Raw genomic sequence first — 22,384 nt, 5'->3', positions numbered from 1 at the left:
ACATCACGATCACCCCTCGGCGCTTGCTGCAGCGCGGAATTTATGCTGCACTGCAGAAGTACGACACCTTGGTAGCGCTCACAACTCTTCGAATGCGCATAGGGGTTGTGACGGAATGGAACAGCAAACGGAAAACGGATGGACATCTCATCTCAGATGCTGCTCTTCGTGAAGGTCGTCGAGCGCGGCAGCATCTCGGCCGCCTCGCGCAGCATGGGCCAGACACCATCCGCCGTCAGCAAGCAGATCGGGCTGCTGGAGGATCAGGTGCGCTACCGCCTGCTGAACCGGACGCGAAACGGCGTTTCGCCCACCCCCGAGGGGCGCGATTTCTTTGTCAAATGCAAGGCGCTGGCGGAGAAATTCGAGGATGCCGAGGCGCATATCCAGAGCCTTGACGGCTACCCGCGCGGCAGGCTGAAGATCGCGTCCAGCGTGGCCTTTGGCAAATCGCAGCTGATCCCGGTTCTGCCAAGGTTTCTGGAGGCGTACCCCGACATCAGTGTCTCGCTGGATCTGACAGACCGCGACATCGATCTTGAGGCCGAGAGTTTCGACGTCGCCATCTGCTTTGCCGAGCAGCGGAAGATGCCTGATATCGTCCTGCGCAAACTGATGCAGAGCCGCCGGATTCTCTGCGCGGCGCCCAGCTATCTGCGCCGTGCGGGCCATCCTGAATGCTTCGCGGATCTGGCCGGGCATAACTGCTTGCGCATTGCGGGCAGCCATGAGCGGAACGAATGGATCGCCCATGAGGCTGGCAATGGGGCGGGCTTCGAGGCGAAGGGAAATTTCGAGGGCAACAGCACCGATGTCGTCTTTCGCGCCACGCTGGCCGGGCTGGGCATCGCACGGCTGCCGTCCTACCTGGTCGCGAGCAAGCTGCAATCGGGCGAGCTGGTGCGCGTTCTGCCCGACTACTCCCAGCAGAATGCGGAAATCGCCGTGCTTTTTGCCGACAAGCGCAACCTCGCCCCCAGTATCCGCGTCTTCGTCGATTTCCTGGTGGAGGAGTTCCGCAACGGCCCCGGCGACGGCTTGCCCAAGGCGTGAGCCGCCCATCTGTTTCAGTCGGCGCCTGAGCGTCAGCGATCACGTCCCGCCCTGAATGATCCTTCGATGCTTGTCAGCCTCGGCCTGCAAGGCGCCGAAGGACCGGATTCCGCGTCCTTCAAGAATAGGGATCATTGCAACCAGCGCTTTTGCTGTCGCGACCGCGTCGCCCATTGCTGTATGTCGCTGTTCAGGCGGAATGCAGATTTCGAGCCGCTCACAGATAGCGTCGAGTGTATGCGTTGCCGAGCCGCCGAAAATCGCGGCCGACATGAGAACGGTGTCGAGGACGGGCTGGTCAAGTTTTCGGCCGGTTTTAAGCGCCTCCTTGTGGAGGAACGCCATGTCGAACGCGGCGTTATGAGCGACGAAAACTGCCCCTTCCGAGAAGGCATGGAATTTCGTGCAGACATCGGCAAATGCGGGCGCTCCCGCAACCGAAGAGTTGTCTATCCCATGAACGTCGGTCGAGCGTTTCGGAATTGGAATGCCGGGATCGACCAGCGTGTCAAAGACCTCACCCTTCACGATTTTGCCATTCACGACACGCACCGCGCCCAATTGCACAACTTCATCGACGGCAGGATCCAGCCCCGTGGTTTCGCTGTCGAACACCACGTAAACCAGATCCCGCAGGGGAATATCGCGCAAGGCAGCCGCGCGCGCTGGCGTGAGAAGGTCGAAATCATATGTCAGGGGCCGGGCGGCGGATGGCTCCAACGGCTCCAGCATCAAGGTATAACCGGTATCGAAAGTGCGGATATGCCCGGAATACATGTCACCGGAATGTGTCGTCACCGCGATTTCAAGGTAGGAGACCTTGGCGTCATTCATTTGATCCAGCGCGGTGAGGATCGAGGTCTTGTCGAGGTAGTCAAATATCGACGCCTTCAGACGGGCCGCCCCGACACGCTCCATCATCGCGGCGGCCTGCCCGTCATAGAGCACGATCCGGTGATCGGCGGATATCAGTATTGTCGCGATCGGGATGTCTGACAGGATTTCGACCAACTGGTCGCGTTGCGCTGTCAACTCGGCAAGGAGGTGATCGGTCTTTTCCGATCGTGATCTGGTCACATTGGCCAGAACCGCGCCCAGCGCCGAGGCTGCAGGTGCCAGATCGCCGAGGTATCTGGCCGCCGAGACGTCAATGGGCGTGCTGACGTCGACATGGGCACGCACACGCAAACTGGAGGCGATGGTTTCGACGGGCTTGCTGACATTGTCGTCAAAGAGGAGCCAGATGAAGGCGATAAGCCCCGTGATCCCAAGCCCTGCGATGACGCCGGTGCTGATGAATGCAGACAGCGCGTCCGGGTCACCCAGCTGGCGGAACCCCATCCACAAGGCCGCACCCAGGATGACCAGACTGCCCAAAGCGGCCAAACAGAAAAACAGGAATACCCTTATGCGCAAGCTGAGATGTTTCATGTCAGGTCTGCGCACACGCCGCCTGCAGCAGGGGGGCGTGTGCGTCCATAGGCCGCCAATCGGCGTTCAAAACCTCTCCGTCCGCCCCGAAATCGACACCGTCGGCCAGATCGGCTCGGGCGTGTCCGGCGCAGTCGAACAGGGCCGGTATCTTGGCTGTTCTGCTCCAACGGCCATAAAACACCAGATCGACGATGCGCTGCTCGGGGTGGGACGGATGCGTGCGCATCGTCGCCCGGTCAACGGCGACAAAGCGGCTGGTGAAGGGTTTGACGTAGGTCCACGGACGGTAGAAATTTGTCTCTTCCACGGTTTCCGCGACAACAAAGCTTTGGGGCATGTTGGCTTGGGCGCGCGAAAACCAGCTGTATTCGCTCGAAATGGTGGCAATCAGCATCGCGGCGCCGGCAGACGCAGGCACCAGCCAACTCGGCAGCCTGCCTTTGAGGGTCCGGTTGATGGCCCAGACAAAAAGCCCGGTGGCAGCGCCCGCAACGATCGTGCCGATAAGTTCAAAAAACATGGACCGTCTCTTTTCCTGGTTAGCCGAGCACACCGCGCCCCTGCATCAATGCCGATTGCATCGTCTTGATCACGACAAAGGCGTCCCGCAAATGGCTTCTCTCGAATCCCGAAAGCGTTGCGGGAGGAAGGAAGTTATCCGGCGCATTACCCTGTTTTATAAGCTTGGCCTGATGGTCCAGCCGTGTCTGAGCGACCAGATCATAGGCGTCCAGCAGATCCTGCCCGCCGCTTTCGCTGATAATCTTCGCCGCCAGCGCCGCCTCCAGCCGGGCGCGGGTGTTCAGCTCGGGGAGCTGGCCTTGCAGCGCATACATTCGGCCCAGATCGACAACTGGCACGACACCATTCAGCTTCATGTCTATGGTATTGCGATGCTCGCCGGCGCGGATGGTCGACAGGCCGCGCAACAGGCCGAGGGGCGTGGCGTGGGTCAGCGCGTTGGTGGCCATATGGGCCGTGAAGATCGAGTTGGCCGCCGCGGCCTTCAGCGTCTCGGTGTGAAGGTCCTTGAACAGCGTTTCGTCGCCGCCGATGGGGCGCAGGTCGAACATCACCGAGGCGAGCATCTGCGCCTCTTTTCCCGGGCTTGCGATCCAGCCTTTGAAATAGGTTTTCCAAACCGATACCGGCTGGCACCAGCGCGGGTTCGTCGCCATCATGTCGCCCGGGCAATAGACATACCCACAGACATGAAGACCCTCGCTGACGAATTGCGCGAAGGACGCGAAATATGCGGCGTCCTCCACGCTGATGCCGTCCTCCAGGATCAGACAGTTGTCTTGATCGGACACGCCTGTTTGTTCCTGTCGTCCCTGTGATCCGCAGGCGAGCCAGAGATATTTGGCCGGGGGCGGGCCGAATTCATCTTCGGCCATACGCAGCAATCGGCGCGTGACCACATCGGCGATGTCGGTGATCATCCGGGTGACGATGTCGTGCCGGTTTCCGGCGGCAACGAGTTGGACCAACAGGTTCGGGATTCGCGCCGTGATCTGCGCGAGGTCCTGCACGCTTTGCGCATGCGCGGCCTCGGATACGAAACTGGCGGCGTGCGAGGCCTGAAAGCGGGTCAGGTCCGTCTGGGTTACGATGCCGACAAGCCGGCCGGCCGAGACGATGGGCAGATGCCCCAGGCGGTGCTCCATCATCAGATGCAGCACGTCCGAGCCAATCGCCGACGGGGACAGGACGCGTGGATTGACTGTCATGATCGCGCTGACGGGCGAACCCTTGGCCAAATCGTCTGCGATGGCTTTGTTCACCAGATCGCGCAGCGTGAGGATGCCGATCAGCGCATCGTTCTCGACGACGCACAAACAGGAAATGTGCCGATCACGCATGATGCGCGCGGCGTCTTCAATCTGTGTTTCGGGGGTGACGGTAGCAGGGTTGCCGACCATCAGTGCCTCGACCTGAACGCGGGCAAGACTGGTGGCTTTGGCACCACTGTCGGCGGGCTTTCGGCGCGAGCGGTCGAAGAACCGTCGGAACGCGTCATGTTGCGTCAGCAGCGTCCGGAACAGCGCGGAGGGAATGCAGAGTAGGCGGCAATCTTCGGCCGCGGTGGCGGTGGTGGCGGCAAGTCCATCGCGCAGCAGACCACGTTCGCCAAATGAGTTTTCACGGCTGAGCAGAGAGATAGGGGCGCCGGTTTCATCGGTGACGGAAACCTGACCGCTTTCGATGATGTAGAGACCTTTCAGCCGATCCCCGCGGGTATAGATCTTATCGCCCTGGCGAAACTGGACCCAGTCACTTTGCTCGACGATATCCTTGCGCGCATCATCGGACAGCACGTCATAGGGATGCAGGTAGGACAGAAAGGATGCTTGATCGAGTGTCACGGCCGCGCCTCTCAGCTGGATCGGTGCTGGCGCCAAAGCGGCGCCAGCACCATTTGCTTCAGTGATCTACGGCACCGCCGGCACCCGCCGGGACGCGAACGCTTTCAACCAGGTCCTTGATCTCCTGCGGGGTGTCTTTGGTCGACATGGACACCGCATAGGCAACCGCAAAGTTGATCAGCGCGCCAACGGCTCCGATCGCGGTGGACTGGATGCCCAGAAGCGAGCCATCAACCGTATCGGGGAACGAGTTGGTCCCAGGAACGAAGAACCATCCCTTGTGCAGGAAGATGTAGACCAACGTGAACGTCAGGCCCGACAGCATCCCTGCAACCGCGCCGACATTGTTCACCCGCGCCGAGAAGATACCCATCATCAGCGCCGGGAAGATCGTCGCAGCGGCCAGACCGAAGGCCAGAGCCACAGTTTGCGCCGCAAACCCGGGAGGGTTGAGGCCAAGGATCACGGCGACGACAATGGCAACCGCCATCGATATCCGCGCGGCGAAAAGCTCTGATTTCTCGGACATGTTCGGCGTCAACTGACCCTTGAGAAGGTCATGTGACACCGCCGATGAAATCGCGAGCAGCAACCCCGCCGCTGTCGAAAGTGCGGCAGCAAGGCCCCCCGCCGCCACAAGGCCGATGACCCAGCCCGGCAAGTTTGCGATTTCGGGGTTGGCCAGCACGAGGATATCCTGGTTGAAGTTGGTCAACTCGTTGCCTTGCCAACCGTTTGCCGCTGCCTTCTCGGCCATCGCGTCGGATTGATCGTTGTAATACTGGATCATGCCGTCGCCGTTCTTGTCCTCCCAATCGAGAAGACCGGTCACCTGCCATGTCTGCATCCAGTCATAACGCTCGTCGGTGGCGATCATTTCGACCGATACCGCATCACCATCCGTGCCATTGGGCCACATCAGCTCGGTAATGTTCAGACGGGCCATCGCCCCGACAGCCGGAGCCGTGAGGTAGAGCAGCGCAATGAACACCAGCGCCCAACCGGCGGACCATCGGGCGTCGGACACCCTTGGCACGGTGAAGAAGCGCATGATCACATGCGGCAACCCTGCGGTGCCGATCATCAGGGACAAGGTGAACAGGATCATGTTCAGGTTGTCCTTGTGCGCTTCGGTATAGCTGGCAAAGCCAAGATCGATGATGATCTGGTCAAGCTTTTGCAGCAAATAGACGCTGCTTTCGCCGCCTGTCGAAGCCGACACTTCGCTGAAGAGGCCAAGCGCAGGGATGCCCGTGCCAGTGATTTGCAGCGAGATGAAGACGGCCGGAATGGTATAAGCCGAGATCAGCACGACATATTGCGCGACCTGCGTATATGTCACACCCTTCATGCCGCCGAACACCGCGTAGGCAAAAACCACGCAGGACCCAAGCATCAAGCCCCAGAAAGCGTCAATCTCGAGAAAGCGTCCGAACGCGATTCCGACGCCCTGCATCTGACCGATCACGTAGGTAATCGACGCAACCAACAGACACATCACGGCGACGAGGCGCGCCGTCGGAGAATAGAAGCGGTCGCCGACGAATTCAGATACCGTGAATTTGCCGAACTTGCGCAAGTAGGGCGCCAAAAGCAGCGCCAGCAGAACGTAGCCGCCTGTCCAGCCCATCAGGTAGGACGAGTTGTCATACCCGGTAAAGGCGATCAGGCCCGCCATCGAGATGAACGAGGCCGCCGACATCCAGTCCGCCGCCGTCGCCATGCCGTTTGTAACAGGGTGAACGCCGCGCCCGGCCGCATAGAATTCCGACGTGGAGCCGGCACGGGCCCAGATCGCGATGCCGATGTAAATCGCGAAACTCGCGCCCACAAACAGCAGGTTAACTGTAAACTGATCCATCTTGATTATTCTCCCACGCCGTGTTCACGGTCCAGCTTGTTCATCCGCCATGCGTAGAAGAAGATGATCGCAAGAAAGACGAGGATCGAGCCTTGCTGGGCAACCCAGAAGCCGATGTCGGTGCCGCCGATCTGAATACCCGTCAGCAGGGGGCGGAACAGGATACCAAATCCGAAGGGCACGATGGCCCAGATGACAAGGCTGATCTTGATGATGCGCAGATTGGCTTTCCAATATGCGCCTGGGTCCGGTTGTTTACTCATAGCAGTTCCTCCATTTGAGCTGTTTTTGTTAATTTTATCGATCTCGCACAGGCTCCTGAGAACAGAGCGCCTGAACGTTTGGTGACAGCCGTCTTCGTCACGCCGACGCCTATCAGCGGCAAAAGAGTTTCCTTGATTTTCGAAGGTACGCATCCGTTCGAGCCGGTCATGAACGCCCCCGGGCAGCACGCATCGGGTCGGGCCCATGATGGTCCGGGTGGCACGGTTGGTCGATCGGGCAAGCCGCTTGATCTGTCTGGCAATGTCGGCGGTCCGTCCAGATGCCGCGTCGTCTTGCATGGCCATGATCCCGAAATGAGAGGTTTGTCAGGAGCATGCACCTGACAGTTGTTCAACTCAAGCGTTCTACAGCCAAGGCGATACCTTGCCCGCCACCGATACACATGGTGATCAGGCCAAAACGCCCGCCAATACGTTCCAGCTCGTAGAGCGCCTTGATCGTGATGATCGCGCCGGTCGCACCGATGGGATGGCCAAGGGCGATGGCCCCGCCATTCGGATTGACTTTGGCGGGATCGAGGCCAAGGCTTGTGTTCACGGCGCAGGCTTGTGCGGCAAAGGCTTCGTTGCTTTCGATGACATCGAATTGATCGACGGTCATCTCGATCTTTTCGAGCAGGTTTGTCACCGCCGGAACGGGCCCGATGCCCATCACATCGTGGCGCACGCCCGCATGGCCATAGCCAAGGATGCGCGCACGCGGTTTCAGCCCCGCCTTTTCGGCGGCCTCGGCAGAGGCCAGCACCATTGCCGCCGCACCATCGTTCAGACCAGAGGCGTTGCCCGCCGTCACAGAGCCGTCCTTGCGGAATGCCGGACGCAATTTACCAAGAGAGTCCAGCGTGGTGCCCGCCTTCGGGTGCTCGTCCGTGTCGAAGCTGACGATATCGCGACGCTGCTTGACTTCGATCGGCAGGATCTGGCTTGTGAAATGGCCGGCTTCGATCGCGGCCAAGGCGCGCCGCTGACTTTCCACTGCAAAGCCATCCTGGTCCGCGCGGGTGACGCCGTGTTCATCGGCCACGTTCTCCGCCGTGACCCCCATGTGGCCTGCGCCAAAGGGATCGTTCAGCGCACCGATCATCATGTCGGTCATGGCGAAATCGCCCATCTTCTGGCCCCAACGGACAGCTTGCGAGGAATGCGGCGCGCGTGACATGCTTTCCGCGCCACCTGCCAGGGCGTATTCCACATCGCCCAGCATGATATGTTGCGCAGCAGAGACGATCGCCTGTGCGCCCGACCCGCACAGGCGGTTGACGGTAAACCCCGGCGCGTCTTGCGACACACCCGCCTCGACGGCGGCGACGCGGCCCAGATACATGTCCCGCGGCTCGGTATTGATAACGTGGCCAAACACCGAATGCTGGATTTGCGCAGGGTCGATATCGCTTCGTGCCATTGCCTCCTTGGCCACCGCAGCAGCAAGGGCGCATGGCGCGGTTCCCGCAAGGGCCCCGCCGAAGGTGCCTATTGCGGTGCGCACACCATCCAAAATGACAACGTCATGAGCCATCTGTGCGTCCTTTCCAAGTTCACAGCTGTGCAAGTGCAGTTTTGCCCGATGTATCGTATCAGGGATAGCAAGTTCATCGGCAAGAAAAACACATGCCCTCCGCTGAGATCGGATTTTTGCCGAACGCTCTGCGGTCGCGTCCCCGCGATGCTCGCGGGCGGCCGGGATTACGAGGAAGCGATCATAGCGGGGATGAGGCCGCGCAGGGCGTTTCCGACATAGACACCGCGGGCCGTCTCAAGGTCCGTAGGGGTCAACCGGGCGGGGCGCGCGCGGCGTTCAGCGATCAGCACCTCACGGCCTATGCCGGGCAGGCAACCGCAAGCGCGCGGTGGCGTCAGAAGGATGCCATCACCGGGGTCGACATAGACATTCGTGATCGTGCCTTCGGCCAGCGCGCCGCCCTGATTGAGGAAAAGATACTCGTCAATGCCCTCGGGCAGCGCCGCGCGCGCGGTGTCGTAGAGCGCGCGGCGCGTCGTCTTGTGCGCAAGCCACGGGTCGCTGGCCTCAAGACGCTCGGGATGGATGGCGAGGCGCCAGCGCGTGCCCGGCGGCATCGGCGTGAAAGGAGTGGCATCGAGGCTGGCCCGGCCCTCGGCATCCACCGTCAGGCGCAGGCGCAGGCGCGCCGGACCGGATACCGCGTCCAGTGCATCCTCGACGCCGGCCGGCGCGATGCCGAAATGCCGGGCTGACCGCCCCAGCCGCGCCATGTGGCGCGCGCGGTGCCGGACGCCGCCCTCGGGCGTCCAGAGCATCGTTTCGATCAGGGCAAAATCAGGCCCTAGAGGCGGGCGAAGCGGGTTTTCCAAAGCGCCTCCTCGTATTCGGCCTCGGCGGTGCTATCATGGACAATCCCGCCCCCCACATTGAGCGTGGCGCGCCCGTCCTCGACCATGAGGGTGCGGATCGCCACATTGAACTCGGCGCGCCCGTCCGGGGCGACCCATCCGATGGTGCCGCAGTAAATCTCGCGCGGGACCTCTTCCAGCGCAGCCAGCACCTCCATCGCGCGCAGCTTGGGTGCGCCGGTGATAGACCCGCAGGGAAAGAGCGCGCGGAAGATGTCGGCAAGGCTGGTGCCCTTCGCCATCTGACCCTCAATCAGTGAGGTCATCTGGTGAACGGTGTTGTAGCTCTCGACCGTAAAGAGCTCGGGGACGGTGACCGATCCCGGCATGCAGACGCGGCTGAGATCGTTGCGCAAGAGATCAACGATCATCAGGTTCTCGGCGCGGTTCTTCTCGTCCGTGGCCAGAAACAGGCGGTTTCGGGCATCCTCAGCGGCGTCCATGCTACGCGGCTGCGTGCCCTTCATCGGGCGCGTCTTGATCCGGCCCTGCGCATCTGTGCGAAAGAACAGCTCGGGCGAGCGCGAGAGGATCGCGGGGCCATCGTCTTGGCGGATCAGCGCGCCGTAGCGCACCGGCTGCAGCCCAGCCAGCGCGGCATAGAGCGCGTCGGGATCGCCGGTAGCTGTGGCGCTGAGCGGAAAGGTGAGGTTGGCCTGATAGAAATCCCCGGCACCGATATAGTCATGGACGGTGCGAAAGGCCTGCGCATAGCGATCGGCATCCCATGCGGGCGTCAGATCCGTCAGGCTAGCCTCGCCGGTTGCCAGATCGGGCGCAGGCTCGGGCGCGCCGTAGACGCCGAAGGAGATGAGCGGCAGGCGGCGCGCGGCAGGCATCAGGGGCGCAAGGCGCGGCTCGAGCGCGTAGCCCAGCTCGTAACTGGCATATCCGGCCAGCCACGCCCCCTCGGACCGCGCCGTATCCAGCGCGGCCAGCGCACGGGGTACGTCCTCCGGACGGGTCGCCTCGATAATCCGCTCCGGCGCGGCAAAAACGGCGGCGTCCGTTCCGGACGGGCCGTGATCAAAGCGAATCTCCACCGGCACCTCCCCTATTGCGCAGCCTCCCGCGCTACCTAGATCGGCAGGGGCGCGAAAAACAGAGGTAATCGGCCTTTCGCGGCGCGGCTGCGCCCCCTATCCCCTTGCGCCGGGCGGGCGCATGGATATAACCGCCAACAATTTGCGCGCCCGCCGCATGCGCCTCAAGCGGATGCACCCGGCGGGCCTGCGCGATCACAGCTGCCAAACGGGGACCGCCATGCCGAAGCGCGACGATATCAAATCCATCATGATCATCGGGGCCGGCCCCATCATCATCGGGCAGGCCTGCGAGTTCGACTATTCCGGCGCACAGGCCTGCAAGGCGCTGCGCGAGGAAGGCTACCGCGTCATCCTCGTCAACTCAAACCCCGCCACGATCATGACCGATCCTGGCCTGGCCGACGCCACCTATATCGAGCCGATCACCCCCGAGATCGTGGCCAAGATCATCGAGAAGGAGCGTCCCGACGCGCTGCTGCCCACCATGGGCGGGCAGACCGGCCTGAACACCGCGCTGGCGGTGGCCGATATGGGCGTGCTCGAGAAATTCGGCGTCGAGCTGATCGGCGCCAACCGCGCCGCAATCGAGATGGCCGAGGACCGCAAGCTTTTCCGCGAGGCGATGGACCGTCTGGGCATCGAGAACCCCAAGGCGACCATCGCAAACACCATGCAGGAATGCATGGATGCCATTGATTACGTTGGTCTTCCCGCGATCATCCGCCCCGCGTTTACCCTCGGCGGCACCGGCGGCGGCGTCGCCTATAACCGCGACGATTACGAGCATTATTGCAAGACCGGCCTCGATGCCTCGCCCGTGGGCCAGATTCTGATCGACGAGAGCCTCTTGGGCTGGAAGGAATTCGAGATGGAGGTGGTGCGCGACCGCGCCGACAACGCCATCATCGTCTGCGCCATTGAAAACGTCGATCCGATGGGCGTGCATACCGGCGACAGCATCACCGTGGCCCCTGCCCTGACCCTGACCGACAAGGAATATCAGGTGATGCGCAATCACAGCATCGCAGTGCTGCGCGAAATTGGCGTCGAAACGGGCGGATCGAACGTGCAATGGGCAATCAACCCCGTCGACGGCCGCATGGTTGTGATCGAGATGAACCCGCGTGTCTCGCGCTCCTCGGCACTGGCGTCGAAGGCGACGGGTTTCCCAATTGCCAAGATCGCGGCCAAGCTGGCCGTGGGCTATACGCTTGACGAGCTCGACAACGACATCACGCAGGTCACACCGGCCAGCTTCGAGCCGACGATTGACTATGTCGTGACCAAGATCCCGCGCTTTGCGTTCGAGAAATTCGCAGGCAGCGAGCCGCATCTGACCACGGCGATGAAATCCGTGGGCGAGGCGATGGCAATCGGCCGCACGATCCACGAGTCGCTGCAAAAGGCGCTGGCGTCGATGGAGACGGGGCTGACCGGCTTTGACGAAATCGAGATTGAGGGCGCCCCCGAGGTTCCAGCGATCACCCGCGCGCTGGCCAAGCAGACGCCCGACCGCATCCGCGTGATCGCGCAGGCCATGCGCCATGGCCTTTCCGATGACGACATCCACGCCGTCACGATGTATGATCCTTGGTTTCTGGCCCGCATCCGCGAAATTGTCGAGGCCGAGGAAGAGGTCCGCGCCAGCGGCCTGCCCAAGGATGAAGCGGGCCTGCGCCGTCTCAAGATGATGGGTTTCACCGATGCACGTCTTGCCATGCTGACCGGCACGAGCGAAGAGGCCGTGCGCGCCGCCCGGCGCAGCGCCGGCGTCACCGCGGTTTTCAAGCGGATCGACACCTGCGCCGCCGAGTTTGAGGCGCAAACGCCCTACATGTATTCCACCTACGAGGCCCCGATGATGGGCGAGGTCGAATGCGAGGCGCGGCCCACGGATGCCAAGAAGGTCGTCATCCTCGGCGGCGGCCCCAACCGGATCGGCCAAGGCATCGAGTTCGACTACTGCTGCTGCCACGCCTGCTATGCGCTCAGCGATGCGGGCTATGAGACGATCATGATCAACTGCAACCCCGAGACGGTCAGCACCGATTACGACACGTCCGACCGCCTCTATTTCGAGCCTCTGACCTTCGAGCATGTGATGGAGATCCTGCGCGTCGAGCAGCAGAATGGCACGCTGCATGGCGTGATCGTCCAGTTCGGCGGGCAGACCCCGCTGAAGCTGGCCAATGCGCTCGAGGCCGAGGGCATCCCGATCCTCGGCACCTCGCCTGACGCCATCGACCTTGCCGAAGATCGCGAGAGGTTTCAGGACCTCGTGAACCGGCTGGAGCTGAAGCAGCCGCGCAACGGCATCGCCTCGACCGACGCGCAAGCCTTTGAGATCGCCGAGGGTATCGGCTTTCCGCTGGTCATCCGCCCCTCTTACGTTTTGGGTGGGCGCGCGATGGAGATCGTGCGCGACATGCCCCATCTGGAGCGCTACATCGCCGAGGCCGTCGTTGTCTCGGGCAAATCGCCCGTCCTGCTGGACAGCTACCTCTCGGGCGCGATCGAATGCGATGTCGACGCACTATGCGATGGCGAGAATGTGCATGTCGCGGGCATCATGCAGCATATCGAGGAGGCGGGCGTGCATTCCGGGGACTCGGCCTGCTCGATCCCGCCCTATACGCTGAGTGCAGATATCATCGCCGAGATCGAGCGTCAGACCATTGCGCTGGCCCGCGCACTCAAGGTCGTCGGCCTGATGAATGTGCAGTTCGCGGTCAAGGATGGCGAGATCTACTTGATCGAGGTGAACCCCCGCGCCAGCCGCACCGTACCCTTCGTCGCCAAGGCGACCGATAGCGCAATCGCCTCCATTGCCGCGCGTCTCATGGCGGGCGAGCCTTTGTCCAACTTCCCCCATCGCGGCGCCTACCCCGCCGATGCCACCCCCGGCAGCCTGCCCATGGCCGACCAGATGACGCTGGCCGATTACGCGATGCCCTGGTTCTCGGTCAAAGAGGCCGTCATGCCCTTCGCCCGCTTTCCCGGCGTCGACACGATCCTCGGGCCGGAAATGCGCTCGACCGGCGAGGTGATGGGCTGGGATGTCAGCTTTGCGCGTGCCTTCCTCAAGGCGCAGATGGGCGCGGGCGTGATCCTGCCCACCGAAGGTCAGGTGTTCTTCTCGGTCAAGGAGGCCGACAAGATGGCGCAGATCACCGCAGCAGCGGAAATCATGATCGGCATGGGGTTCACCATCGTGGCGACGCGCGGCACGGCGGCTTTCCTCAAGGCGCAGGGGATCGAGTGCACTGTGGTCAACAAGGTCTACGAGGGGCGCCCCAATATCGTCGACATGCTCAAAAACAACGAGATCGCCGTAGTGATGAACACGACCGAAGGCGCGCTCTCAGTCGAGGACAGTCGCGAGATCCGGTCTGTCGCGCTCTATGACAAGATCCCCTACTTCACCACCGCTGCCGCCTCTCTGGCGGCCGCACAGGCGATGCTGGCGCGCGCCGAGGGTGACCTTAAGGTGATGCCGCTGCAAGGCCCGCAAGCGGCCTGATATGGGCCTGATACGAGCCGGAGCGGCGCCTTGGCGGGCGCCGCCGCCGATCACGCCCTGTGACAAAACAGGCACCACGCGTGAGACGAAATTTTATTTCGTCGTCAAGCGCAGTGGCTAAATGCCAAATAACTCATCTTAATCAGTGCCTTGAGATGGCAACCTTTAGTTATGCGCACTCGGCTCAGCAGCCATGCAGGCAATGCATGTAATTTTCAGTTTTTGCCCATTGCAATGACGGAAAAAAGCTGTAGATGCGGATCAGGGCACAGCAAGACGCCCTCGAGACGGAAGCGCAGACTAAAAGGAGGCACCCATGACTCGGGATCAACTGAACCGCGAACTTCGCATGCATAGTGCCACTTGGCCTGCTGTGCTTTTCGTCTATGGCCTGATCGTCGGGACCATGGTCCTGTCCGCAATGTCGATGACCTGACATGCCGGCCTTGGCTGGATCATCTCGGTTCGGCCTCTCGAAAAGTTCAGCAGATGCAGCGGCGGATGGGATACCCCCATGCGCCAATTTCCAATTCTGACCGGGGAACGGAGACCCCCGGTTTGCGATAAAAGCGATCGTACCCATGACCAGAGATCAACTGAACCGCGAACTCCGTGCGCATAGCGCAACATTTCCCGCCGTGCTGATTGTCTATGCCGTGATTGTCGGCACGATGATCCTGACAGGGATGGCCATGGTCTGAGGACCGCAACGCAGAATTAGCAGCACATACCGAGAATAGAAAAAGCGGCGGATGACATATCATCCGCCGCTTTTGCTTGCGCATTGCGGTCAGACCTTAGTTGCCTCGACCTTCTTCGCGTCGGGGTCGATGCTATCCGAGGCCGCCTCGCCGATATTCTCGAGGCCGCGTTCCTCGAGCAGCGTGGTCAGCCACTCGGGGTCCATCTCGGGCACCGAGCTGAGCAGGAGGTCGGTATAGGGGTGGTGCGGCGGCGTGAACATCTTGTCCTTCGGCCCCTGCTCCACCACCTGGCCGTTCTGCATGACGACAACCTCATCCGCGATCGACCGAACGGTCGCGAGGTCATGGGTGATGAACATGTAGGCCAGGTTCAACTCGTCCTGCAGGCGGTCCAGCAGGCGCAGGATGCCCTCCGCCACCAGCTGGTCAAGCGCTGACGTCACCTCGTCGCAGACGATGAAGCTGGGCTCGGCCGCCAGTGCGCGGGCGATGCCGATCCGCTGCTTCTGTCCGCCCGACAGTTCGGGCGGATAGCGGTTGTAGTATTTGGACGGCTCCAGCTCGATCAGGTCCAGAAGCTCGTCCACACGGTTTTTCAGCGCCGCGCCCGAGAGGCCCGAATAGAACTTAGCCGGGCGCCCGATGATCTCGCTGATCTTGACCTTGGGGTTCAGCGCGGTGTCGGCCATCTGATAGATCATCTGGCACTGGCGCAACTGCTCCTTGTTGCGGTTGCGGTAATCGGCCGGGAATGGCTCGCCCTTGAACAGCACCTCGCCCTTTTGCGGCGGCAGAAGGCCGGTGATGACGCGTGCGGTGGTCGATTTTCCGGACCCGGATTCGCCCACCACGGCGACGGTCATGCCCTCGTAGATATCGAAACTCACATCATCGAGGATCTTGGGCCCTGACGCATAGGCCGCATCGACGTTCTTGACCTCGATCAGCGGCTCGCGCCCCTCGCGGCTACGCTGCGGGGACTCGAAGCTGCGAACGGCCCAGAGGGACTTGGTATAATCTTCCTTGGGATGCTCCAGCATCTGCTTGGTCGGCGCCTCCTCGACCTCCTCGCCCTTCAGCAGGACCTTGATTGTGTCAGCCATCTGGGCAACCACGGCCAAGTCATGCGTGATGTAGAGCGCGGCGGTGTTGAACTCGTCCACGATATCGCGGATCGCGGCCAGCACCTCAATCTGGGTGGTCACGTCGAGGGCCGTCGTCGGCTCGTCGAAGATGATGAGGTCCGGACGGCAGGACATGGCCATCGCGGTCATCGCACGCTGCAGCTGACCACCCGACACCTGGTGAGGATAGCGAAAGCCGATCTCGTCAGGGTTGGGCAGGCGCAGCTTGTTATACAGCTCGATCGCGTCCTCCTGCGCCGCCATCCGCTTTTGCAGGCGGTAGTGCAGCGGTGCCTCGGTATGCTGGTCGATGATCTTGTGCGCCGGGTTGAAGGAGGCCGCCGCCGATTGCGCCACATAGGCGATGCGCGCGCCGCGCAGGCCGCGCCGCTCGGCTTCGGTGGCGGTGGTCAGCTCCATCCCGTCGAACTCGATCGAGCTGTCCTCGGTGATCCGCGTGCCGTCACGGGCATAGCCCATGGCGGCCGCGCCGATGGTGGACTTGCCCGCACCGGATTCGCCGATCAGGCCCATCACCTCGCCGCGGTGGAGGGTCAGATCGACCCCCTTGATGATCGGCACCCAGGTCTCGTCCGTGTAACCCTCGATCTTCAGGTTCCGGATCTTGAGCAGGACCTCTTTTTTCTTCGGATTTTCCATTTTCTATTACTCCTTCAGACCGGAGGACCGGTGCAGCATCCAGTCGACCACGAAGTTCACGCCCACAGTCAGAAGCGCGATGGCGGCAGCCGGGATGAGCGGTGTGATTTCACCGAACGAGATCAGTGTCGCGTTCTCGCGCACCATCGAGCCCCAGTCCGCCGTGGGCGGCTGGATGCCGAGGCCGAGGAACGACAGGCCCGCCACCAGCAGGAACACGAAGCAGAATTCGAGCCCGAATTCAGCCACCAGCGGCGCGGTCGAGTTCGGCAGGATTTCGCGGCGGATGAGATACCACATCCCCTCCCCGCGCAGCTTGGCGGCCTCGATATAGTCCATCACCACGACATCGCCCGCGACCGCCCGTGTCAGGCGGAAGACGCGCGGTGCATAAATGATGGCCACCGCGATGATGATGACCGGCATGGAGGGGCCGAAGATCGACAGCATCAGCAGGGCAAAGATCAGCGACGGAATCGACATGATCACGTCGGCGACGCGGCCAAGAAAGTTGTCGAGCCAGCCACCTTTTACCGCCGCCAGAAGCCCCAGGAAGGCCCCCATGAAGAACGCACCCAGCGTCGCCGTCAGGGCCAGCCCGACCGAGTTGCGCGTGCCGTAGATGAGCCGGCTGAACATGTCGCGGCCCAGCTGATCGGCGCCCAGCAGCATGTTTTCATCCGCCGGTGCGAAGGCCGACGCGATGACTTCGGCCTCACCATGCGGCGCGATCCACGGCGCGAAGATGCCGGCGATCACATAGATGAAGATGACGAACATGCCGAACGCCGCCGTCAGGGGCGCGGTGCGCAATTCCTTGGCCATCTCCTTGGAGACGATCATGATCAGGAACTCGCGGAAGCCGTAGGACATCATCGCCGCAAGCGCGATCACGAAGGCCGTGACAGCGATCATCGACAACGCGCTGGCGCCGCCAACAATGGCGACGATGATCGACACCAGCGTCAGCGAAAAGACCAGCAGGAACGGCGAGCGCTGGTTGTAGTAGGCAAAGGCGCAGGACGCGACCAGCAGGACCGTGAAGTACACGATCGCGAACATGCTGGGCGACATGCCAAAGTACAAAAGGGTCGAAATATCTTCCATTGTCTCTCTCCCTTACTTCGGATGCCGCAGGCGCGGGTTGGTCAGAATTGCGCCCACATCTGCCGCAAGGTTCAGCAGGATGAAGGTGGCGGCGAAGATCAGGCAGCAGGCCTGCACCACCGGGAAATCACGCTTGGACACTGCGTCGACCAGCGCCTGCCCGATCCCGGGATAGACGAAAACCACCTCGACAAGGACAACGCCCGTGATGAGATAGGCCAGGTTCAGCGCGACGACGTTGATGATGGGCGCCCAGGCGTTGGGCAGAGCGTGGCGGACGATCACCTTCCAGGGCGGCGTGCCCTTCAATTTGGCCATCTCGATGTAGGGCGAGGCCAGAAGGTTGATGATCGCGGCGCGTGTCATGCGCATCATGTGAGCCGTCACGACCAGGACCAGCGTCAGCGCGGGCAGGAACGTGCGCTGCAAAAGCTCCCAGAAAGACATGCCGTCACTGAGACTGGCGATGGCGGGGAACATGCCCCACTTGACCGAGAAATAGAGGATCAGGATGTAGCCAAGAAAGAATTCCGGGCTCGAGATCGAGGTCAGCGTCAACACGTTGGCCACCCGGTCGAAGATCGAGTTGCGCAGAAGCGCGACGATCACACCGAGGATGATGGCGAAGGGCACCGCGATGACCGCGGCGTAGGTCGCCAGGAACAGCGTGTTGCGGAACCGCTCGCCGATGACGCTCATCACTGGTTCCTGGGTCACGATGGAGCGTCCGAAATCGAAGAAGATCGCCCCCTTGAGCCAGTCGAAATACCGCACCAGCGCAGGATCGTTCAGACCCATCTGCTCGCGCAGGTTTCTCACGTTTTCCTCGGTTGCACCCTGGCCCAAGACCGCCTCGGCAATATCGCCGGGCAGCAGTTCGACCATGAAGAAGATGATGACTGATATCACGAATAGAATAAACAGCCCCAAACCGAGCCGTTTTGCAACGAGCCCAAGAATGTCTCCCATTTGTCCCTCCTGCGTTTTTTTTGTTCTTTAACCGCTTGCGCGGCGCAATATTCTTTAACGGTGGTGGGCGGTGGCGGGTTCCGCCAATTTCACCGGATAAGCCGATGATCCTGCCCGAAAATTCGTCGCGGCCCTCACCGCGAGGAAAAAGCCCGGCAGGTGGCTGCCGGGCCGCATCCTCGGATCAACTGTCGAACCACCAGCGGCTGCAGGCGCGGTAGCCGTCCAGCTGCCAGGCATTGGTATATTCGCCCGTCGTCCCGATACTCTTGCGCTTGCCGTAGACGAAATTCATCCAGTAGGGGATCACCGTGCCGCCGTCGTCCTTGGCGAGGATCGCCATGTCGCGATACATCTCGGCGCGCAGGCTGTCGTCCAGCTCGGACTTGGCCTGGTCCAGAAGCTTGTTGAACTCCTCGTTCTGCCAATGCGATTCGTTCCAGGCGGCGTCGGATTTGTAGGCAAGGCTGTACATCACGTCCGGCGTCGGGCGCGCGCCCCAGGCGACCATGCAGAACGGCTTTTTCAGCCAGACATCGGACCAATAGCCATCATTGGGCTCTCGCGAGACCTTGATGTCGATCCCCGCCGCCTTGGCATGCTCGGCATAGAGGATGGCCACATCAACCGCACCGGTCGCAATGGAATCGGCACTGCTGAGCGTGACCGACAGGTTCTCCTTGCCGGCCTTCTTCAGCAGCGACTTCGCCTGGTCCGGATCGTAGGCGCGCTGTTCGATGTCTTCGGGATAGTAGGGCATCGCCGGCGAGTGGTGGAAGTCGTTGGCGACGCTACCCGCGCCGAACAGGATCGTCTCGACCATTTCCTCGCGCTTGATCGACAGCTTCAGCGCGTTGCGCACGTCCACATCGTCGAACGGCGCGACATCGCAGAACATCGGCATCGTCACAGTCTGCGCCGAGGGCACGTTGATCACGTCGACCTCCGCATGACGCTCCAGAAGCGCCATCGTCTTGTTTTCCAGCCAGCTTGTCGCGTCTGCATCGCCTGTGACCAGGGCAGTCTGGCGCGCGTTGGGATCGTTGATGAATGTCACCTCGACCGCGTCGAAATAGGCCCCCTCGCCGTGCCAGTCCTCGTGGCGGGTCAGCGATGCGCGCAAGCCAGGCTCGAAAACGTCCAGCTTGTAGGGGCCGCAGCCGTCGCCGGATTGCCAATTGGCAGTGCCATCATCATTCGCAGGCAGGATGACCAGGTGATAATCGGTCATCAGCCAGGGCAGATCAGCATTGCCGGCGTCCATCTTGAACGTCACGGTATGCTCGTCATCGGCGACGATTTCGTTGATGCCCGTCATCAGCGCTTTCGCAGTCGAAGTGCTCCCTTCGCCGCGGTGCAGGTTCATCGAGGCGATGACATCCTCGGCCGTGACCTTCTTGCCAGAATGGAACGTCGCATTTGGGTTCAGCTTGAACGTCCATTCGGACGCATCGTCCGATGCCGACCATTCCGTGGCCACGTCACCCGCCAGAGTGCCGTCCGGCATGATCTGCGTCAGGAAGGCGCGGAATGTATGGGCCAGCATGATCTCTGCGTTGGATTCGTAGAGACCGGGATCGTGGCTGTCGCCCGAGTTGCCATCATGTTGGGCAAGGCGGAACGTGCCGCCGCGTTTGGGTTCGGCCCGGGCTGCGGTGCCCCAGAGGCCGGTTGCGGCGCTGGCGGTGACACCTGCGGCCATCGAATAATGCATGAAGGACCGCCTTGAAATACGCCCTTCGCGGGCTGCATGTGCAAGGTGGTCCAACATTTGCTGGTTGATTGGCTTTTTCATATCTTCTCCCTTTGATCCCTGTTTTTTATTGCGCGACCGGCTGAAGACCGTCGGTATCCGAGCAGTGTCGGCGCTATGCCTTGGCATCGTGGGTGTGAAAACGACCCTTGACCAGCAAAACACGAATGAACCGTTCCATCCACAAGTTTATATCAAGGTGATGATTTTCATCAATTTTCTTTTGGTGAAATTTTATTGCCTGCCACGGGTGCTGCAATGCGCTGCCCTGCACGCCGGAGGCCGTGCCGCCAAGCAGGGTCCGGCATCGCTTGATGCCGGACCCGATCTGTCCTTGCGCGATCAGCTTGCGAACCACCAGCGGCTGGGCCCGCGCGCGCCGTCCAACTCCCAGCTGGGCGCCAGATTTTCGCCGGTCTGAACGTTGCCGCGCACCGCGTAGACGAAGTTGTTGAAGAACGGGATGATCGTGCCCCCGTCATCCTTCGCCAGCAGTGCCATTTCGCGATACATCTCGCTGCGGCGCTCATCGTTCAACTCGGCCTTGGCCTTGACCAGAAGCTCGTTGAACTTCTCGTTCTGCCAGTGCGACTCGTTCCAGGCCGCGTCTGATGCATAGGCCAGGCTATACATCACGTCGGGCGTGGGGCGCGCACCCCAGCTGACGGCGGTGAACGGCTTTTTCAGCCAGACATCCGAGTAGTAGCCATCGTTAGGCTCGCGCACGACATTGACCTTGATGCCCGCCTTGCTGGCCTGCTCGGAGTAAAGCACGCACATGTCGACCGCGCCCGAGAACACCGAGTCCGCGGTGCTGAGGCTGACTTCCAGACCTTCCGCCCCGGCCTTCTTCAGCAGCGACTTGGCCTGATCGGGGTCATAGCTGCGTTGCTCGATCCCCTCGGGGAAGTAGGGCATCGCGGGACTGTGATGGAAATCATTGCCCATCGTCGCCTCGCCGAAGGCGATCTTCTGGATGATCTCGTCACGATCCATCGCCAGTTTCAGCGCGTTGCGCACGTTGACATCGTCAAAAGGCGCCGTGTCGCAGAACATTGGCATCGTGATCGCCGCAGCCGAAGGCACTGACAGGATTTCGATGTTCGGGTCACGCTCCAGCAGCGATTTGGTCTTGAGGTCGACCAGCGACACCGCGTCCACGTCACCCGTCACGAGGGCCGTCTGCCGCGCGTTGGGATCGTTCAGTACCAGCATCAAGAGCTCGTCGAAATAGGCGCCCTCCAGGTGCCAGCCCTCGTGGCGCGACAGGCGGAATTGAACACCCCACTCGGCCTCGTCAATCTTGTAGGGGCCCGAGCCGTCGCCGGACTGCCAGTCAATCGTGCCGTCGCCGTTGCTGGGGCAGATGGCAAAGTGATAGTCGGTCATCAGCCACGGAACATCGGCATTGCCGCCATTCAGCTCGACCACGACGGTATGCTCGCCATCCGCACGGATGTCCGAGACTGAGGTCAGCAGGGATTTGGCCGCCGAGGTCGACTTCTCGCCGCGGTGGAAGTTCAGCGAGTCCACGACATCCTCGGCCGTCACGGCCTTGCCCGAGTGGAAGCTGGCATCGGGGTTGATCTCAAACGTCCAGACAGATGCGTCCTCGTTCGGCTCCCACGCGGTGGCCAAGTCGTTGCCAAGGGTGCCGTCGGGATTGATCATCGTCAGATACGAGCGGTACTGGTGCGCCAGATAGATCTGCTGGCGGCTGACATAGGTGCCGGGATCATGCGTATCGGACGAGTTGCCGTCATGGATGCCAAAGCGGAACGTGCCACCCTTCTGCGGGGCCGCGTTTGCCTTGCTGGTCCAAAGGCCGGTCGCGGTCGTCGCACCAACGCCGGCGGCCATCGAATAATTCATGAACGAGCGGCGCGAAATACCGCCGGTTTTCGCGGCATTGCCCAGCCGCGTCATCAATTCGTCATCCTTAACCTTAGTCATAATAGATACCTCCGATTTTGATTGAATTCTGCTTTCCGCAATCAGACCGCGCGGGCAAGGCACACATTATTATGCGCGCCCACTCTTTGCGCCTCCCCCGTCCATACTGGACCGCGCGAAGCGGACCTGTGACAGCGTGAATGTCGGTCTGCAAAATGATAGTCTGATTGCGACATGCGC

The 22,384-nt window shown here is 61.6% G+C and carries 16 protein-coding genes; 2 read left to right on the top strand and 14 right to left on the bottom strand.

Annotated features, from left to right (window positions below):
* Window positions 1-138 precede the first annotated feature (138 nt).
* Window positions 139-1,053 carry a LysR family transcriptional regulator gene (locus ACEWPL_RS00755; RefSeq protein WP_393935120.1) on the top strand — a complete coding sequence of 305 codons (915 nt, stop codon included), beginning with the start codon at window positions 139-141 and terminating at the stop codon, window positions 1,051-1,053.
* A gap of 39 nt (window positions 1,054-1,092) precedes the next feature.
* Here the strand turns inward: ACEWPL_RS00755 and ACEWPL_RS00750 are convergent, their stop codons facing one another.
* The 8 genes from ACEWPL_RS00750 to ACEWPL_RS00715 all read right to left on the bottom strand — a co-directional run bounded on the left by ACEWPL_RS00750 (window position 1,093) and on the right by ACEWPL_RS00715 (window position 10,411).
* Entirely contained in the window at window positions 1,093-2,484 is a 1,392-nt protein-coding gene (locus ACEWPL_RS00750) for a 3'-5' exonuclease (RefSeq protein ID WP_393935122.1), read from the bottom strand.
* Window position 2,485: 1 nt separating this feature from the next.
* The gene (locus ACEWPL_RS00745) at window positions 2,486-3,007 is read right to left on the bottom strand and encodes a hypothetical protein (protein WP_393935123.1); all 522 of its coding nucleotides are present in this window, start codon (window positions 3,005-3,007) and stop codon (window positions 2,486-2,488) included.
* A 19-nt stretch (window positions 3,008-3,026) separates the two neighbouring features.
* On the bottom strand, window positions 3,027-4,853 hold the full coding sequence (locus tag ACEWPL_RS00740; RefSeq protein WP_393935125.1) for a DUF294 nucleotidyltransferase-like domain-containing protein: 1,827 nt from the start codon (window positions 4,851-4,853) through the stop codon (window positions 3,027-3,029).
* 58 nt (window positions 4,854-4,911) lie between these two features.
* Window positions 4,912-6,714, bottom strand: a complete 1,803-nt coding sequence (locus ACEWPL_RS00735) for a sodium:solute symporter family protein (RefSeq protein ID WP_393935126.1) — start codon at window positions 6,712-6,714, stop codon at window positions 4,912-4,914.
* Between the two features lie 5 nt (window positions 6,715-6,719).
* Window positions 6,720-6,977 (bottom strand): DUF4212 domain-containing protein, encoded by a 258-nt coding sequence (locus ACEWPL_RS00730; protein WP_393935398.1) that lies wholly within the window; start codon window positions 6,975-6,977, stop codon window positions 6,720-6,722.
* 352 nt (window positions 6,978-7,329) lie between these two features.
* Window positions 7,330-8,514 carry an acetyl-CoA C-acyltransferase family protein gene (locus tag ACEWPL_RS00725; protein WP_393935127.1) on the bottom strand — a complete coding sequence of 395 codons (1,185 nt, stop codon included), beginning with the start codon at window positions 8,512-8,514 and terminating at the stop codon, window positions 7,330-7,332.
* Between the two features lie 167 nt (window positions 8,515-8,681).
* The gene (locus ACEWPL_RS00720; RefSeq protein ID WP_393935129.1) at window positions 8,682-9,329 is read right to left on the bottom strand and encodes an aminotransferase class IV family protein; all 648 of its coding nucleotides are present in this window, start codon (window positions 9,327-9,329) and stop codon (window positions 8,682-8,684) included.
* Entirely contained in the window at window positions 9,302-10,411 is a 1,110-nt protein-coding gene (locus ACEWPL_RS00715; protein ID WP_393935131.1) for an aminodeoxychorismate synthase component I, read from the bottom strand. The genes ACEWPL_RS00720 and ACEWPL_RS00715 overlap by 28 nt, the downstream gene beginning before the upstream one ends.
* A gap of 220 nt (window positions 10,412-10,631) precedes the next feature.
* Between ACEWPL_RS00715 and carB the strand changes: the two genes are divergently transcribed.
* Entirely contained in the window at window positions 10,632-13,934 is a 3,303-nt protein-coding gene (carB, locus tag ACEWPL_RS00710; RefSeq protein ID WP_393935400.1) for a carbamoyl-phosphate synthase large subunit, read from the top strand.
* A 790-nt stretch (window positions 13,935-14,724) separates the two neighbouring features.
* Here the strand turns inward: carB and ACEWPL_RS00705 are convergent.
* The 6 genes from ACEWPL_RS00705 to ACEWPL_RS00680 form a co-directional block, all read right to left on the bottom strand.
* Window positions 14,725-16,422, bottom strand: coding sequence for an ABC transporter ATP-binding protein (locus tag ACEWPL_RS00705; protein WP_393935133.1), 1,698 nt, complete (start codon window positions 16,420-16,422; stop codon window positions 14,725-14,727).
* A 6-nt stretch (window positions 16,423-16,428) separates the two neighbouring features.
* Complete coding sequence (locus tag ACEWPL_RS00700; RefSeq protein ID WP_393935135.1) at window positions 16,429-17,529, bottom strand: ABC transporter permease; 1,101 nt, start codon at window positions 17,527-17,529, stop codon at window positions 16,429-16,431.
* Window positions 17,530-17,541: 12 nt separating this feature from the next.
* Window positions 17,542-18,498, bottom strand: coding sequence for an ABC transporter permease (locus tag ACEWPL_RS00695; RefSeq protein WP_393935136.1), 957 nt, complete (start codon window positions 18,496-18,498; stop codon window positions 17,542-17,544).
* A gap of 184 nt (window positions 18,499-18,682) precedes the next feature.
* Window positions 18,683-20,212, bottom strand: coding sequence for an ABC transporter substrate-binding protein (locus ACEWPL_RS00690; RefSeq protein WP_393935138.1), 1,530 nt, complete (start codon window positions 20,210-20,212; stop codon window positions 18,683-18,685).
* Window positions 20,213-20,366: 154 nt separating this feature from the next.
* A complete protein-coding gene (locus tag ACEWPL_RS00685) occupies window positions 20,367-20,609 on the bottom strand; it encodes a hypothetical protein (protein ID WP_393935140.1) in 243 nt (80 codons plus the stop codon).
* The gene (locus tag ACEWPL_RS00680) at window positions 20,594-22,204 is read right to left on the bottom strand and encodes an ABC transporter substrate-binding protein (RefSeq protein WP_393935142.1); all 1,611 of its coding nucleotides are present in this window, start codon (window positions 22,202-22,204) and stop codon (window positions 20,594-20,596) included. Before ACEWPL_RS00680 ends, ACEWPL_RS00685 begins: the two co-directional genes overlap by 16 nt.
* Window positions 22,205-22,384: the final 180 nt, after the last annotated feature.

The sequence above is a fragment of the Roseovarius roseus genome (genome assembly GCF_043355935.2).
GTDB classification, from domain to species: Bacteria; Pseudomonadota; Alphaproteobacteria; order Rhodobacterales; family Rhodobacteraceae; genus Roseovarius; species Roseovarius roseus.
This window is presented reverse-complemented; position numbering and strand designations above follow the sequence as displayed.

Excerpts from the sequence above, each read along its gene's own strand:
- ACEWPL_RS00750 (WP_393935122.1), bottom strand. The coding sequence starts at position 2,484 with ATGAAACATCTCAGCTTGCGCATAAGGGTATTCCTGTTTTTCTGTTTG.
- ACEWPL_RS00695 (WP_393935136.1), bottom strand. The coding sequence starts at position 18,498 with ATGGGAGACATTCTTGGGCTCGTTGCAAAACGGCTCGGTTTGGGGCTG.
- ACEWPL_RS00735 (WP_393935126.1), bottom strand. The coding sequence starts at position 6,714 with ATGGATCAGTTTACAGTTAACCTGCTGTTTGTGGGCGCGAGTTTCGCG.
- ACEWPL_RS00705 (WP_393935133.1), bottom strand. The coding sequence starts at position 16,422 with ATGGAAAATCCGAAGAAAAAAGAGGTCCTGCTCAAGATCCGGAACCTG.
- ACEWPL_RS00745 (WP_393935123.1), bottom strand. The coding sequence starts at position 3,007 with ATGTTTTTTGAACTTATCGGCACGATCGTTGCGGGCGCTGCCACCGGG.
- ACEWPL_RS00680 (WP_393935142.1), bottom strand. The coding sequence starts at position 22,204 with ATGACTAAGGTTAAGGATGACGAATTGATGACGCGGCTGGGCAATGCC.
- ACEWPL_RS00690 (WP_393935138.1), bottom strand. The coding sequence starts at position 20,212 with ATGCATTATTCGATGGCCGCAGGTGTCACCGCCAGCGCCGCAACCGGC.
- ACEWPL_RS00700 (WP_393935135.1), bottom strand. The coding sequence starts at position 17,529 with ATGGAAGATATTTCGACCCTTTTGTACTTTGGCATGTCGCCCAGCATG.
- ACEWPL_RS00730 (WP_393935398.1), bottom strand. The coding sequence starts at position 6,977 with ATGAGTAAACAACCGGACCCAGGCGCATATTGGAAAGCCAATCTGCGC.
- carB (WP_393935400.1), top strand. The coding sequence starts at position 10,632 with ATGCCGAAGCGCGACGATATCAAATCCATCATGATCATCGGGGCCGGC.
- ACEWPL_RS00755 (WP_393935120.1), top strand. The coding sequence starts at position 139 with ATGGACATCTCATCTCAGATGCTGCTCTTCGTGAAGGTCGTCGAGCGC.
- ACEWPL_RS00725 (WP_393935127.1), bottom strand. The coding sequence starts at position 8,514 with ATGGCTCATGACGTTGTCATTTTGGATGGTGTGCGCACCGCAATAGGC.